This window comes from Mycobacterium novum (assembly GCF_010726505.1).
Classification (GTDB): domain Bacteria; phylum Actinomycetota; class Actinomycetes; order Mycobacteriales; family Mycobacteriaceae; genus Mycobacterium; species Mycobacterium algericum.
The window spans coordinates 3,386,814-3,400,963 of sequence record NZ_AP022562.1; the positions used below are offsets into that span (position 1 = coordinate 3,386,814).

The following is a 14,150-nucleotide window of genomic DNA, read 5'->3' on the forward strand; positions in this document are numbered from 1 at the left end:
AGTTCGAACTTGGGTCCTGATAAGCAGGGCGCAAGTTCGAACTTTTCGACGTTATGGGGTTGGGAGATATCCTGAGCGCGGGCTTACTTTGCCGTTCTCAATGAGGTATTCCACCGACAGCAGGCCGGCGACTTGCCGGCCGGCGGGATCTGGATACCGGCCGGGGAAGCGGGCCCGGGGTCTGGCCGAATTGCTGCGATTGCTTCCGCAACTACCCGCCGAGATGGCGCCCGGCGATGCGTACTTCGTCGAAGCCCTGCGGACGCTGCTCGAAGGGTCGGTACAGGCCGGGAATCCCGATCATCTGCCATAAAAACGGCTTGGGCCACGGCGCGTGGTGACGGCGTTCGGCAGGCGCGGTTGCTGGTGGCTTCACTGATTTTGATCTTCATTGCGGGGCTGTGGGGTAGCAAGTGGCCGCTGGCCTGCCAGCTCCGTTTGGGTTCTCCGGACCCCAGCTACCGGCACCGCGCGGTAAGGGGCCTTCAAGTGCCCGCGCGTTTGACGACCTCGAAGGCCAGACACAGCTCGGCGAGATCGCGCGGCGTGCTCAAGGAACGGCCGGTGTGCTCCTCGATGCGACGCAACCGGTTTCGCACGGTGTTGGGGTGACAGATCAGGGCGTCCGCGGTCTCCGAGAGCGAGCCGTTGTGGTCGAGCCAGGCCACGAACGTCTCGCTCAAGGCGATTCGCTCCTCGTTGGGTAGCGCATTGAATGGGCCCAGGGTGATTTCGGCGAGCTTGCGGGTCACCTCCGGCGCGCTGACCGCAGCGATGCCGAGCACCGAATCGTCGAACACACAGACCCTGCGATCATGTTCGCCCGGCGCTTCCAGGGCCAGCCGGGCATAGCGCAGCGATCCCGCGGTGTCGGCGATGTCACTGAAGATCGGGCTGACACCGATATTCGTGGTTGCCAGGCGTTCCAACAGATCCACGATGCGGGACAGCGACGCGGTGGACGGCAGCTGGGCGATACCGATCTGGAGGTCGGGGAGCAGTCGCCACGCGGAGTAGACGTCCAGGCTGCGCAACTTCGCCGCGGGGCTGCGCAGCGCCTGCTGACCGATCTTTGGCAATCGCGCCGCGATAACGATGTAGGGGCCGCGCGCGGGCAGTCGCAGCAGCTGGGCGACTTCCCACACGCTGTACTGGCCGAGCGGCCGGCCTTGAAGCAGCGCTTCGGTCAGCGCGGATTGTTCGGTCGCATCGTCGATTGCGAGGTGCGTCGCGGTCTCGTGGTAGGCGGTGGTCATCGCCTCGGTGTAGCGGTCTTGTGCGTCCCAGAACCGTCCGGTCGCCGACAACAGGGTCGCTCGACTGATCTCCGGGCTGTCGGTGGCAAACAGCATCATCTGGTCCCAGACGGTGTGGCTGGCCACCCGGAAGGCGTCCATCACCGCGGGCCGGGGCACACCGGCTCCTGCCCGCTGCCGGCCGACCTCGGCGGCCGGTGACGTATCGAACGATGTGCGGTTCGCCAGCGCCAGGAACACGAAACGCATGTTGTCGATCGCCGCCTGGAATAGTTGCGCGTCGGAGACCACGTCGTTGTCCCGGTAGAAGGCGACCTCCCCGCGGACCCGGTCCACGACCTCGTGGCCAAGTTCGTCGATGCGGGATTCCAGCAGCGTCCCGAGCTTGTCGAGCGCGATATTGCCGTCGGCCATGCGGGCAGTGTAGGGCGCTGACCGCGGCGTTGTGCCGGCAGACAACCAACGTGCCCGCTGCGTGTTCTCGTATCCATGGCATCGCGACGGACCGGTTGGTAAAGTCGAATTGTGTCCGAATCTCTACGTCAATTGTCCGCATAACCGGACGATTCGGCCGGTAAAGAACACCATCATTTCATGAAAGGACTGCGGCTTTGAATGCAACCGCGTCGCCACTGGCGACACCCGGCACCATGGTGGCGACTCTCTGGCGAACAGCCCTCGCGTGGGGGGTGCTCGCGGTAGGCCTTGGCGCGGCGATGTTGATGTGGCCGACGATCACGGTGGTGACCGCTGCAGTCCTGTTCGGCGTCTACCTGTTGGTGTCCGGTGTCGCCCAGGTGATCTCCGCCTTCGGCCTCGACGTTTCGGTCGGGAGCCGAATCCTGCTCTTCGTCAGTGGCGTGCTGTCGGTGATCCTGGCGATTATGGCGTTCCGCCACTTCGGCGAAGGCCTTGGCGTCTGGCTACTGGCCACCTATATCGGCATCGGCTTCATCTTCCAGGGAACCGCGGAGATCGTGCTGGCCCTCAGCTACCGCGAGCTGCCCGGTACCGGTTGGCAGATCCTTTCCGGGGTGGTGGCCGTGGCGGCCGGTGTTGTCATGCTCGCCTGGCCGATCGACTCGATTGTCACGCTGGCCGTGGTCACCGGTGCGCTCCTGATTGTCATTGGCGTCATGCAGATCGTGAAGGCCCTTCAGTTCCGCGCCGACGCCAACGCGGTTGGGCGTGATCTGGGTATCGAATCGGCGCGTTGATACCTGTCGACTCCAGCACTGGAACAAGAGGAGGGACTGCCGGAATGGCAAATTATGACAAGGCTTTGCGAGTGGGACTGCTCTTGGGTGGGGCCGCTTTAATCGCGTTCGGCATACGGAGGGTGGGCGAGAAGACGCTGCTTGCCGAGGCCACGACCGGGCAGATCGAGGCCACCATCGCTGCGTTGGATCCGGCCACCCGCGCGGCGGTCATCGCACGACTGACCGCCGATGCCGCAGAGCTGGTCAAGGATCGCCTCGGGCACTGAGTCCTGGCGGTGTTCCAGCACCACCCACCGATACCCCCGAGATCCCAACGAAGAAAGAAGGAGATAGCAATGGCACTGTCTGACCAGCTCGCCAAGCTGAGCGCCCAAGCCAAGAGGCTGGAGGACTCTGCGGCTGCAGCCTCGTCCAAGAACAAGGAATGGCTGGCCCAGCGGGAGAGCGAAGTACGGGCGGCGTTGGACGAGACGAAGGCCGCGACCAAGGCCTCGGTCCAGGAGACCAAGGATGATGTTGCCGCGGGCTGGCACGACCTGCAGCAGTCGGTGTCCGACAGCGTCGCGTCACTCAAGGCCAAGGCGGACAAGCGCCGTGTTGAGCGCAAGGCCAAGCGGGCTGACCGGGCCGCCGACCATGCCGAGATCGACGCCGAGGACGCGGTCGCATTCGCCATCTACGCGCTCGAGGAGGCCGAATACTACGTTCTGGCCGCCGCGCAGGCGCGCCTCGACGCCGATGAGGCCGACGTCGAAGCGGCGGTCAAGTCGGCCGAGTAGCTAACCGGCAACATCGGGTATCACCTGCCGCGGGCCACCTTTCGATGATGGGCGGCCCGCGGCAGCTGTACCGAGTTCACGGCAGCGCGATCGTCATGATCAGCGGTGCGACCTTCAGCTCACACCACCCACGGCGCGACCAACGTCATCGCCCCCATCACCGCCAGCCCGATCACGAACGCCACCACCGTGAACCCCATCACCTGACGCACATTGAGCTTGGCGATGGCCAGCAGCGGCAGCAGCCAGAACGGCTGGATCATGTTCGCCACGCCCTCGCCGACGGCGACGGCCATGGAGATCAGCCCGAGATAGCCGGGTGAGTGCTGGCCGATCGCCAGTGCGGAGTCGACCGCGATCGGGCCCTGCACCGCCCAGTGGCCGCCGCCGGAGGGCACGAACAGGCTGATGATCACCGAACCCAGGAACGTCAGGAACGGCAGCGTGTACTGGGTGGCACCGTTGACCAGCAGCTGGGCCAGCACGGTCTGCAGCGGCGTGGCGCCCTCGGCGCCTTGGTATGCCAGCAGGCCGATCAGGCCACCGTAGAGCGGGTATTGCAGCAGCAGCGGGCCGGAGACCTTCGCCGCAGCGGTGAAGGCCCGGATGAAGCGGATCGGCGTGCCGTGCAGCAGGGCGGCGGTGATGGTGAACAGCATGATCATCGAGGCGATATTGAGCGCGAAGCCACTCATCACGAAATACGTCATGCCCGCGGCGAATACGAGCACGTTGAGGATCCACTGGTTTTCCAGCCATTCGGCGAACGTCCTGCTGGCCGGCGACTCCACGAGCGGATCGTCGTCGTCGAACACCGCGGCGTCCGGTGCCAGTCCCACGGACGGCTCCATCCGCCACACCGCGAGCGCGAGTACCGCCAGCACGATCAGCACCGACAGCCAGCTGTAGGGCTGGAAGATGGTGTGGCGCAATGGCACGCTGAATCCGACGGTCTTGTGGATCACGTTGATCGGGCTGCCGGGATCGGTGTTGGCCAGCGCGATCGACGATGACAGCCCCTGGGTCCAGACGATGAAGCCCATGAACGCCGCGGCGATCAGGTACCCGAAATGCGAGTCGGGGAACCGCCGTGCGACCTGGCGGGCGACCAGTGCACCGGCGACCAGCCCGAGTCCCCAGTTCAGCAGGGACAGCACGGCACTCACGGTGAAGCACAGCAGCGCGCCCTGCGTCTGGTTGCGCGGTGTCGCCGCGATGCGGACGGTGGCCCGTTTGAGCACCGGCGCCTCGGCCAGCGTGTAGCCGGTCACCAGGATCAGCACCATCTGGAAGGCGAACGTGAAGATGTTCTCCGGGCCCCATACCCCGCTGTACCAGGCGGTCACCATGCCGTCGGCCGATGCTCCGCGTACCAGCACGGCGACCAGGCCGGCGACGATGAGCGTGAGGATCACCGCGAACAGATACGGGTCGGGCATCAGGCGCTCGACGTAGCGCACACTCAGCCCGGTCAGCGACTGCACGACGCCCCGACGGTTGGCCTGCTGCGCCGAGCTCGTCGTCATCGCATGGTGGCGTGCAGGGCGTCGGTCATCGCCTCGATGGCGGCCTCGCGCTGCAGCGGCCAACCGTCGACCAACCACAGATGCATGAAGGAGTCGACCATGGTGTACATCATCGCGATGGCCAGCCGCAGCTGGTCCTCGGTGGCACCGGGCATGGCGTCGGCATCGATCCACTCGGTGACGTTGGCCTCCATGGTGGCCCGGTGCGCCGCGGCGAACTCCGGATCGGCTGCTCGCGCCTGGTGCAGTGCCGTGTAGAGCTGGGGCGCCGAGGTGTAGAAGTCGACCACCTTCTCGAAGAAGGCCCTGATCGAGGGCCGCCCCGATCGTCCGCCGCGCGGCGCGTCCTGCTGGGACCAGACGGTCATGCGGGTGTTGCGCAGCTCCCGCAGCACCGCCGCCTTGGAGTCGAAGTGCAGGTAGAACGTCGCCCGCCCGATGCCGGCGCGGCGCACGATGTCGTCGATGGTCACCGCGACGTAGCCGCGTTCGGCGAACGCCTCCAGCGCGGCGGTCATGATGTGCTCGCGGGTCATGATGCGGTGCCGGTCACGCATCGTGAGCTTGGTTGCGGCGTCGCCGGTCTCGATAGCAGTCATTCCAGCACCACCCCCTCCAACTGCCCTGTGGCGCGCCACTTCTCGAGCATGTCGAAGAAGTCGACGGGCTTGCCGCCGAAGTTGGTCGACAGCATGCCGTGCGGATTCTCCTTGTCGCCTTCGGAGCTGAGGTAACTCGGTGTGCACTCGGCGTAGAATGCCTTGGGCTTCTCCGAGGCTGCCTCCATCGCGGCCAGCCACTGGTCCTCGGCGGCCCGGGTGGCCTCGATGGTGTTCGCGCCGCGCTGCACGAACGTATCGACCAGATAGGCGAAATGCCGGGCCCGTTCCTCGGCGGTATGGGTGTAGTTGGGGGAGACCCCGGACTGGGTGTAGCCGAGGAAGAAGCAGTTCGGGAAGCCGTGGGTCTGCAGGCCGTGCAGCGTCCGCATACCCTTGGCCCACTTGTCGCTCAGCCGCACCTCGTCACGACCCACGATCTCGAAGCCGAGCCGGCGGGTGAACTCGGTGCCCACCTCGAAGCCGGTCGCGAACACCAGCGCGTCGAGCTCGTATTCGATCCCGTCGACGACGACGGCGGTCTCGGTGAATCGCTCGACGCCACGCCCGTCGGTGTCGACCAGGGTGACGTTGTCCCGGTTGAACGTATCGAGGTACTGGTCGTGGTAGCCGGGGCGTTTGCAGTTCAGCCGGTACCACGGCTTGAGCGCCTCGGCGGTCGTGCGGTCGTGGACGGTGTCGTCGATCCGCTTGCGCAGCCGTTCCATCGCCTCGTAGTCGGCGCGGAACAGGAAGTCGGCGATCTCCTGCGGCGTCATCTCCCGGCCGAGGCGCTGCGTTTCGCGGACCACCGCGGACTCGCTCAGCTCGAGCGCCTTCTGGGTCCAGCCGTCGTCGGTCAGGTCCAGGTCCATCTCCACACCGCAGGTGACGCGGGTGAAGTTCTCCATGCGTTCCCGCTGCCATCCGGGCTTCAGGCCGGCGGCCCACTGCGGATCGGTGGGCCGGTTGCCCCGCACCGAAACGGTGCTCGGGGTCCGCTGGAACACATAGAGCTGCTGGACCCACTCGCCCAGGTGCGGGATGCACTGCAACCCCGTCGAACCGGTGCCGATGACGCCGACACGCTTGTCGGTCAGTTTGGTGAGTCCACCGGATTCGTCGCCACCGGTGTAGCCGAAGTCCCAGCGGCTGGTGTGGAAGGTGTGTCCGCGGAACTCGTTGATGCCGGCAATGCCCGGCAGCTTCGGGCGGGTGAGCGACCCGGGCGAGACGGCGACCAGCGTCGCTGTGAAGGCGTCGCCGCGATCGGTGGTGATCTGCCAGTTCCTGGCGGTCTCGTTCCAGCGCAGGCCGGTGACCGTGGTGCCCAGCAGGGCGTTCTCGTACAGGCCGTAGTGCTTGGCGATGTTCTGCAGGTGCCCGCGGATCTCCGGGCCGTGCGCGTAGCGCTCGGTGGGAACGTAGTTCAGCTCTTCGAGCAACGGCAGATAGATGTAGGACTCGACGTCGCACTGCACGCCCGGATAACGGTTCCAGTACCAGGTACCGCCGAAATCGCCGGCGGTGTCGACCATCCGGATCTCGTCGATGCCGGCTTCCTGTAGCCGCGCTGCGGCGATCAGGCTTCCCAGGCCGGCGCCGATGATCGCCACCTGGACGTGATCGCGCACCGGGTCGCGTTCGACACGTTCGGTCCATGGGTCGTCGGCGTAGTGCGAGAAATCGGCTGTCACCTCGATGAACTGGTTGACCGCGTCGGGACGCATCCGCTTGTCGCGTTCGAGCGCGTACTTCGCGCGCACCCACTCCGGGTCGAAGTGTGCCGGCTTGGGTCCAGGGTGAGCAGCCGTAGCTGGCATGGTGTGTCGCACTCCTCGCCTCGAACATCTCGCTGGACTACATCTTGCTAGACGCAGTGTCCAGTCAGCAGACTAAGCGATATCTTGCCAGACGCGACGTATACAGTCTCGGCTCCCCGGCAGCCGGCGTCAGGTCAGAGTCGCTGCGCGGCGAACCGCGCCGCCTGGCCGACCATGCCGTTCGCCGGGTACATGGCATGGGCGATGTTCGGCGGCCCGCCGGGTGCGCCATTGCAGATGGTGTCGTCGGGAGCGCACAGTTCGATGGTCTTGGGCGCATACAGTGGGCCGATCGTGACCGGCGGTGCGCCGTAGCCGCGGAGAAAGTCTTCAGACGGCAGGCCGAGCAGGGCCACCGCGGCGACGTGATCGGCTACCTCCGGCGGCATCGGCGAGGGCACATAGCCCAGGAACTCCGTGGGGACCTCCTTGGGAACCGACGGCGAGGTGACGAAACCGGTGACGACGGCGCCCTGCGAGAAGCCGCCGAGCACCATCTTGGTGTGGGGGCAGCGCGCCGCGGTCGCCTGAATGTGGTCGGCCTCGTCGCGGATCCCGTCGACGACGGTCCGGGCGAAGTCGATACCGGCACCGAAATCGCCGCTGGCGGCGTAGTTGACCGGGTAGACCTCGACCGACCTGCCGCCGGCTTCGGCGCGTAACGCGTCGACGAACGCCTGCCCGACGCCGCCGACCCCGGGCGGCTCACCGGTTCCGCGGGCGAACACCACCTCCACGTCCGGGCACGGCTGCGCCGACGCCGCCGCAGCCGGGTGCAGCAGCATCGCCCCGATGGTCAGCAGCACCGCGCCGAGGCAGCGTGCCGCAGTACGTGGCCACTCGGCCTGATTACGAATGGTGTCCATCACTGTCCCCGCTGGCTTCTGTCGTCTGGGATCCCTGCCCGATGCGGGTACCCAGCTTCAGGCTGCGGGAAGCAGCGAATCATCCGGTCGGCGCGGCGCGTTACCCCCGCAGCCGCAACACGACCTTGCCGGCGGCGGTGCGATGCTCCAACGCTGCCAGCGCGTCAGCGGCATCCTCCAGGGCAAACACCTCCGGTTGTGGCGCCGACACCGTCCCCGAGGCCAACAGCTGCTCCAGGGTGTCCCATTGCCGCAGCAGCTCGCCGGGATGCGACATCACCCACGCCCCCCACCCGACGCCGACCACGTCGATGTTGTTCAGCAGCAGCCGGTTCACCTTCACCGTGGGAATCTCACCGCCGGTGAACCCCACCACCAGCAGTTTTCCGCCGGGCGCCAACGACCGCAGCGAGTCGGTGAACCGGTCACCGCCGACCGGGTCGAGTATCAGATCCACACCCTTGCCGCCGGTCAACTCGGCGACCGCGCCGCGGAATCCGTCGGCCAACACCGTGTCGGTGGCGCCGGCGGCCCGGGCCACCTCGGCCTTGGCCTCGGTGGAGACCACGGCGATCACCCGCGACGCCCCCAGCGGCCCCGCCAGCCGCAGCGTCGAGGTGCCGATGCCGCCGGCGGCGCCGTGCACCAGCACCGTGGCGCCCTGCGACAGCTTGCCGCGGGTGGTCAGCGCGAACAGCACCGTGAGGTCGTTGAACAGCAGTCCGGCGCCGGCCTCGAACGACACCACGTCAGGCAGCTTGAACACCTGCTCGGCGGGCAGGGCGATCACCTGCGCCATCGCGCCGTTGAGCATGGTCAGCGCGGCCACCCGGTCCCCGGCGCGCACATGCGCGCCCGCGGGGGCGCTGCGAACCACCCCGGCGGCCTCCCCGCCCGGCACGAACGGCAGCTCGGGTTTGTGCTGGTAGAGCCCGCGGGACTGCAGCACATCGGGGAAGGCCACTCCGGCGGCGTGCACGTCGATGATGACCATGTCGTCGCCGGACGGCTCGTCGAGATCGACCACCCGGGCGGCTGCCGGTCCGTCGAGCTGGGATATCTGTACCGCGCGCATGGGCGACCTCCGTATGTAGTGGCTGAGGAAAAACCTAAACCACCTCGGCGTAGACTCGCGATGCGGCAGCGTTGCCGCACTTTCGATGAGGTGGCGATGAGTGCTCTGAGTTCTTCGGGGTCCAGCAGGCGCCGAGGCGCCCGCACAATCCCGGCGGCGTTACCGCCCGCTCGCACCATGGCGGTCCGGGCCGCCGACGGAACCAAGCTCCACACCCAGGTGTTCGGCCCGGCAGACGGGTACCCGATCGTGCTGGCACACGGCATCACCTGCGCCATTCGGGTCTGGGGAAACCAGATCGCCGAGCTGGCCAAGGACTACCGGGTGATCGCCTATGACCATCGCGGCCACGGCAGCAGCGGGGTGCCCAAACGCGGTGGATACACCCTGACCCACCTGGCATCCGACCTGGACTCGGTGCTGGAGGCCACCCTGGCGCCCGGTGAGCGCGCCGTCATCGCCGGGCATTCGATGGGCGGCATCGCGATCAGTGCCTGGTCGGACCGCTATCGCCACCGGGTCGAGGAGCGCGCCGACGCGGTGGCATTGATCAACACCACCACCGGCAACCTGCTGGCCGAGGTCGACCTGTTTGCGGTGGCGCCGCCGCTGCAGCGGGCGCGCGTGCAGGCGGCGCGGCGGGCGCTGCTGACGTTCGGCAGTGTCCCGATCGTCGGTCCGGCGAACTTGGCGGTCCGGCGATTCGTGCACATGCTCGCCGTCGGCGGTGAAGCCGATCCTGCTGTCACGTCATTGATCTGCGACCTGTTCGCCCGCACCCCGCCGGTCGGCCGCGGCCACTGGGTGCGGACTCTCGTCGACTCACTCGGCTACTCGTCCTACCTCAGCCTGGACGGGCTGACCGTGCCCACCCTGGTTGTCGGCAGCACCCGTGACCGGCTGCTGCCGATGGTGGCGTCGCGGCGCATCGCCGACCTGGCGCCCAACCTCACGAAGTTCGTCGAGGTCGGCGGGGGACACTGCTCGATCCTCGAACACCCCACCGTGGTGAATCGCGAGCTTCGCGACCTGGCCGAGCTGGTCAGCGGATCGGCGGGCGGCATGACAACCGACCGCGGAATCATCTCCTGACGGCGTTGAAGGTCCTCACGGCGCTGAGCGGACTGACCGGCGTCGCCGACCAGGCCCGCGAGTTGCGCGACGCCGGGGTGAGCGGCGTCTTCACCTTCGAGGGCCCGCACGACGTGTTCGCGCCGCTGACGCTGGCGGCCGGTGTCGGCGGCCTGGACCTGATGACCAACGTCGCGATCGCGTTCCCGCGCAACCCGATCCACCTCGCGCACCAGGCCAATGACCACCAGCTACTCAGCGGCGGACGGTTCATCCTGGGGCTGGGCACCCAGGTGCGCGCGCAGATCGAGAAGCGGTTCGGTGCGGCCTTCGACCGTCCGGTGGACCGCATGGTCGAGCTGGTCGGCGCCCTTCGGGCGATCTTCGAATCCTGGAACACCGGCGCCCGCTTGGACTTTCGCGGTCACTACTACCGGCACACGTTGATGACGCCGACGTTCAGCCCGGGGCCGAACCCGTACGGCGCCCCGCCGATCTACGTCGGTGCCCTGGGACCGCGGCTGACCCGGGCGGCCGCCGAACATGCCGATGGACTGCTGGTGATGCCGTTCTCCACCAAGCGATTCCTGCACCAGAACACCATGGCCGCGGTCCGCGACGGGCTGGCACACGCGGGGCGCGCACGAGAAGACTTCGCGGTGGTGCCCGAAATCATCGTGGCCACCGGCGCCACCGACGCCGAGCGAGAGACCGCCGAAGCCGCCACCCGGATGCTGCTCGGTTTCTACGCGTCCACACCCGCGTACGCCCCGGTGCTGGCCGCCCACGGCTGGGAAGCGCTGCAACCCGAACTCAACGCGTTGTCGAAACAGGGGCAGTGGGCGCAGCTGGGGGCAGCGATCACCGACGAGATCCTGCACACCATCGCCGCATGCGGCACCCCGGCGCAGGTGGCCGCGCGCATCCGCGACCGAGTCGACGGCATCGCCCAGACGGTCTGCGTCTACCAGGCCGCGCCGATCGCCCCGGCGGTCGTCGGGGCGATCGTCAGCGAACTGAGCTAGGGCGCCATGGTGACCCAGTCGGGGAATCCCGTCGGGTCGTGGCGGCCCAGCACGCCGTGCTCGAAGAGTCCCCAGCCCTCCACCGGGGCGTTGGCGTCGCCCTCGCGGCACACCGCACGCCCGACATGGTCGATCATCCCGAAACTGGTGCGCGCGATGACCGCCGGATCGGTCATGTCGTAGGTCAGCCGCTCGCTGAACTTCTCACCCTTCCATTCCCCGTGCAGCCAGTCGCTGTCGCCGCCGTATCCGCCGCCGACGTGAATCGGCACCGGCAGTTTGGATTCCACCTCGAAGATCACCGGGGTGCCGTCCGGCCGGGTCGCCTCGATGGTGGCACCGGTCGCGATGCGGGTGCCGGAACGGTAGCGGGTGGTCACCCGCGGCCAGCCCAGCTGCTCGACGCGGCCATCACGCCAGATCCTGGTGCAGTCGTTGAGTGAGCGGAAACCGTCGGGCTCCTCCTGGATGATCATCACCACCGCGAAATCGTCGAACGCAATCGGCACATACAGCCACCACATGCCGTCGAACGGCGGGTCGGCGGGCCGGCCTGCCGGTTCGCGCTCGCCGACCGGGCGGATACCCCAGGACCGGTCGCGCGACCCGATCCACACCGACGGGTCGACGGTGATCTGCTCGCCGTCGATCACGATCTGCCCACTCCAGGAACCCAGCTGGGCGAAGCGCTGCGCATCCAGGGTCACCCGGTTACCGGACCGCAGGATGTGCGGCTGTTCCTGCACGGCGTCGAACAGGCCCTGCCAGCGCAGGTCGAGCGCGATGCCCTCGGTCTCCTCAAGGATCACTCGCAGCGAGCGCAGCGGATCGGTGACCTCGATGCGGTAGGCCCCGACGTGCTGGTTGAGCCGATCCTGATCGATGGCATCCGACAGGTGCACCGCGGTCTGGGTGTCGCCGCGCCGTACCAAGACGAACGCGTCCTTGACACCGAGGTTGGGGTAGTAGCCGCAGCCGGTGATCACGAAGATGTCCCCGGTGCGGTCATGGGCGTTCAGGTAGCAGCGATCGTAGAAGTTGCGATCCGAGGAACCCGGCCAGGCGATCGGTTGCGGCAGTTGGTGAACCGGGTATTCGTCGAGTGGTCCCAGCATCAGTTCTGTTCTCCGATCAGCTTTTTCAGCAACCCTGCGTGGTAGAAGAGGGATTCGGGGTCGTCGGGCCGTTCCATCTCGCCGAAGTGCACCCGGCGGGCTCCGGTGCGCATGAACACGATCGCCCACATCAAGCCGGCGTAGACGTAGAACCAGTGCAGGTCCCCCAGTTCGACGCCGGTGAGCCGCTGGTAGCTGGCCCGCACGTCGTCTTCGCGCAGCACCTGCGGCAGCCCCGGCAACCCGGCCAGCCCGGCGAGTTCCTCGAAGACCCGGTGAGCGAAGATCACCCACGACACATCCAGTTCGCGCGGCCCCAGCGCCACCATCTCCCAGTCCAGCACGGCGACCGGGCGGAAGTCGCGGTAGAGCACGTTGCCGATCCGGGAGTCGCCCCAGCACAGCACCGTCTCGCCGGCGGCGACGTCGGCCGGCCAGTGCGCCTCCAGCCAGGTGATGGTGCGCTCCAGCAGCGGAGAGCGCCCGATGTCGGGCACCGCGAACTCATACCAGTCGCGGATGTGGGTGAAGTGCCGTTGCAGCGCGGACTCGCCGGCGCGGTGCTCGTCGAGGAAGTCGAACGTCGTTGCCGCGTCCGGAATCGCGTGCAGCTGGGCCAGCACCTCGACGGTGGAGTCCTGCAGGGTCCGTTGCTGTTCGGCGGTCGCGTCGGCGAACCAGTTGCCGCCGAAGGTGTACGGCATGACGTCGGGTGGCACCTCGCCATCGACGCGGTCCATCAGAAAAAACGGCCGGCCCAGCACCTCGCCGGTGGTTTCGATCCAGCGGACCTTCGGCACCGGGACGCCGGTGAGCTCACCGACCCGACGCATGACCTCGAACTGGTGGTCCAGCCGGTAGGCCGGAAACACCGGGACGTCTTCGTCGGTGGGCGCCACCCGCATCACCCAGCGCTGCTCGAGCGGTGCACCCTTCGAGATCCAGCGGCCGGTGAGCATGATCGTCTCCGACGACATGCCGTTGGTGTCGACCCCGCTTTCGACGGTGATCTCCGGCGTGGCACCGCCGGGCAACTGGGTGGCGAGCCAGCGAGACATTACCGTGGGCAGGGTGGTGACATCACGGCTGGAACGTTGGATCCGGCCGACGTCGGTTTCCACAGTCGGTTGGTCGACCACGGCTTCGCCCCTCCGTTAAGCTTGAGCTAATTACGATACGACAGGTAGCGTTATGAAAGCAGAACCTTCAGCGGTTGACAAGGGGTCCGGCGCCGGACGGCCTCGCGATCCCCGTATTGACGCTGCCATATTGCAGGCTGCCGCGGAACTGGTTGTCGAAGTCGGATATTCGAATCTGAGCCTGGCGGCCGTCGCGGAGCGAGCCGGCACGACCAAGACCGCGCTGTACCGCCGGTGGCCCAGCAAGGCCGAACTGGTGCACGAGGCCGCGTTTTCGGTGCCACCGAGTGCGGTGACCACGCCGCCCGGCGACGTGTCAGGGGACCTCCGGGCGATGATGGCCGGTGCGCGCGACGCGTTCACCAACCCGGTGGTGCGGGCCGCGCTGCCCGGCCTGATCGGCGACATGGCCGGCAACGCGGAGTTGACCGCGCGCATCCTCGAACGCTTCACGGGCCTTTTCGAGGTGATGCGTCACTGGGTGGCCGATTCGGTGAGCCGCGGCGACGCCCGAGCCGACGTCGACCCCGACCGGCTGGTCGAATTGATCGGCGGTGCAACGCTGCTGGGCATGATGCTGCGGCCCGATGAGGATCTCGGTGACGACTGGGTGGAACGAACCGCCGCCATCGTCGCCCACGGCGTGATGGCATAAG

General features: G+C 67.3%; 15 protein-coding genes. 6 read left to right on the forward strand and 9 right to left on the reverse strand.

What is annotated here, in order from left to right; genetic code table 11:
* Positions 1 to 211: 211 nt before the first annotated feature.
* On the reverse strand, positions 212 to 376 hold the full coding sequence (locus tag G6N19_RS15790) for a hypothetical protein (protein ID WP_193465272.1): 165 nt from the start codon (positions 374 to 376) through the stop codon (positions 212 to 214).
* A gap of 109 nt (positions 377 to 485) precedes the next feature.
* Positions 486 to 1,670, reverse strand: a complete 1,185-nt coding sequence (locus tag G6N19_RS15795) for a PucR family transcriptional regulator (RefSeq protein WP_193465273.1) — start codon at positions 1,668 to 1,670, stop codon at positions 486 to 488.
* A gap of 236 nt (positions 1,671 to 1,906) precedes the next feature.
* On the opposite strand from G6N19_RS15795, the gene G6N19_RS15800 reads away from it, so the two are divergent.
* The 3 genes from G6N19_RS15800 to G6N19_RS15810 all read left to right on the forward strand — a co-directional run bounded on the left by G6N19_RS15800 (position 1,907) and on the right by G6N19_RS15810 (position 3,255).
* Positions 1,907 to 2,473 (forward strand): HdeD family acid-resistance protein, encoded by a 567-nt coding sequence (locus G6N19_RS15800; RefSeq protein ID WP_193466421.1) that lies wholly within the window; start codon positions 1,907 to 1,909, stop codon positions 2,471 to 2,473.
* 122 nt (positions 2,474 to 2,595) lie between these two features.
* Complete coding sequence (locus G6N19_RS15805; RefSeq protein WP_193465274.1) at positions 2,596 to 2,742, forward strand: hypothetical protein; 147 nt, start codon at positions 2,596 to 2,598, stop codon at positions 2,740 to 2,742.
* 69 nt (positions 2,743 to 2,811) lie between these two features.
* The gene (locus G6N19_RS15810; protein ID WP_193465275.1) at positions 2,812 to 3,255 is read left to right on the forward strand and encodes a hypothetical protein; all 444 of its coding nucleotides are present in this window, start codon (positions 2,812 to 2,814) and stop codon (positions 3,253 to 3,255) included.
* Positions 3,256 to 3,374: 119 nt separating this feature from the next.
* On the opposite strand, the gene G6N19_RS15815 is transcribed toward G6N19_RS15810, so the two are convergent.
* The 5 genes from G6N19_RS15815 to G6N19_RS15835 form a co-directional block, all read right to left on the reverse strand.
* Positions 3,375 to 4,781 (reverse strand): TIGR00366 family protein, encoded by a 1,407-nt coding sequence (locus G6N19_RS15815; RefSeq protein WP_193465276.1) that lies wholly within the window; start codon positions 4,779 to 4,781, stop codon positions 3,375 to 3,377.
* Positions 4,778 to 5,380 (reverse strand): TetR/AcrR family transcriptional regulator, encoded by a 603-nt coding sequence (locus G6N19_RS15820; RefSeq protein ID WP_013829815.1) that lies wholly within the window; start codon positions 5,378 to 5,380, stop codon positions 4,778 to 4,780. Before G6N19_RS15820 ends, G6N19_RS15815 begins: the two co-directional genes overlap by 4 nt.
* Positions 5,377 to 7,203, reverse strand: a complete 1,827-nt coding sequence (locus tag G6N19_RS15825) for a flavin-containing monooxygenase (protein WP_193465277.1) — start codon at positions 7,201 to 7,203, stop codon at positions 5,377 to 5,379. Before G6N19_RS15825 ends, G6N19_RS15820 begins: the two co-directional genes overlap by 4 nt.
* A 134-nt stretch (positions 7,204 to 7,337) precedes the next feature.
* On the reverse strand, positions 7,338 to 8,069 hold the full coding sequence (locus G6N19_RS15830) for a cutinase family protein (RefSeq protein WP_408632445.1): 732 nt from the start codon (positions 8,067 to 8,069) through the stop codon (positions 7,338 to 7,340).
* 100 nt (positions 8,070 to 8,169) lie between these two features.
* Positions 8,170 to 9,144, reverse strand: coding sequence for an NADPH:quinone oxidoreductase family protein (locus tag G6N19_RS15835; protein ID WP_193465278.1), 975 nt, complete (start codon positions 9,142 to 9,144; stop codon positions 8,170 to 8,172).
* A gap of 177 nt (positions 9,145 to 9,321) precedes the next feature.
* Here G6N19_RS15835 and G6N19_RS15840 point away from each other — a divergent pair, with 177 nt between their 5' ends.
* Together G6N19_RS15840 and G6N19_RS15845 are read left to right on the forward strand one after the other, a co-directional pair.
* Positions 9,322 to 10,236: an alpha/beta fold hydrolase gene (locus tag G6N19_RS15840; protein WP_013829811.1), complete on the forward strand. Its 915-nt coding sequence runs from the start codon at positions 9,322 to 9,324 to the stop codon at positions 10,234 to 10,236.
* 5 nt (positions 10,237 to 10,241) lie between these two features.
* Complete coding sequence (locus G6N19_RS15845) at positions 10,242 to 11,240, forward strand: TIGR03617 family F420-dependent LLM class oxidoreductase (protein WP_193465279.1); 999 nt, start codon at positions 10,242 to 10,244, stop codon at positions 11,238 to 11,240.
* Here G6N19_RS15845 and G6N19_RS15850 read toward each other — a convergent pair.
* Positions 11,237 to 12,355 (reverse strand): hypothetical protein, encoded by a 1,119-nt coding sequence (locus G6N19_RS15850; RefSeq protein ID WP_193465280.1) that lies wholly within the window; start codon positions 12,353 to 12,355, stop codon positions 11,237 to 11,239. The two genes, G6N19_RS15845 and G6N19_RS15850, sit on opposite strands and share 4 nt — an antisense overlap.
* On the reverse strand, positions 12,355 to 13,494 hold the full coding sequence (locus tag G6N19_RS15855) for a phosphotransferase family protein (RefSeq protein WP_083035816.1): 1,140 nt from the start codon (positions 13,492 to 13,494) through the stop codon (positions 12,355 to 12,357). The genes G6N19_RS15850 and G6N19_RS15855 overlap by 1 nt, the downstream gene beginning before the upstream one ends.
* Positions 13,495 to 13,546: 52 nt before the next feature.
* Here G6N19_RS15855 and G6N19_RS15860 point away from each other — a divergent pair, with 52 nt between their 5' ends.
* Entirely contained in the window at positions 13,547 to 14,149 is a 603-nt protein-coding gene (locus G6N19_RS15860; RefSeq protein WP_193465281.1) for a TetR/AcrR family transcriptional regulator, read from the forward strand.
* Position 14,150: the final 1 nt, after the last annotated feature.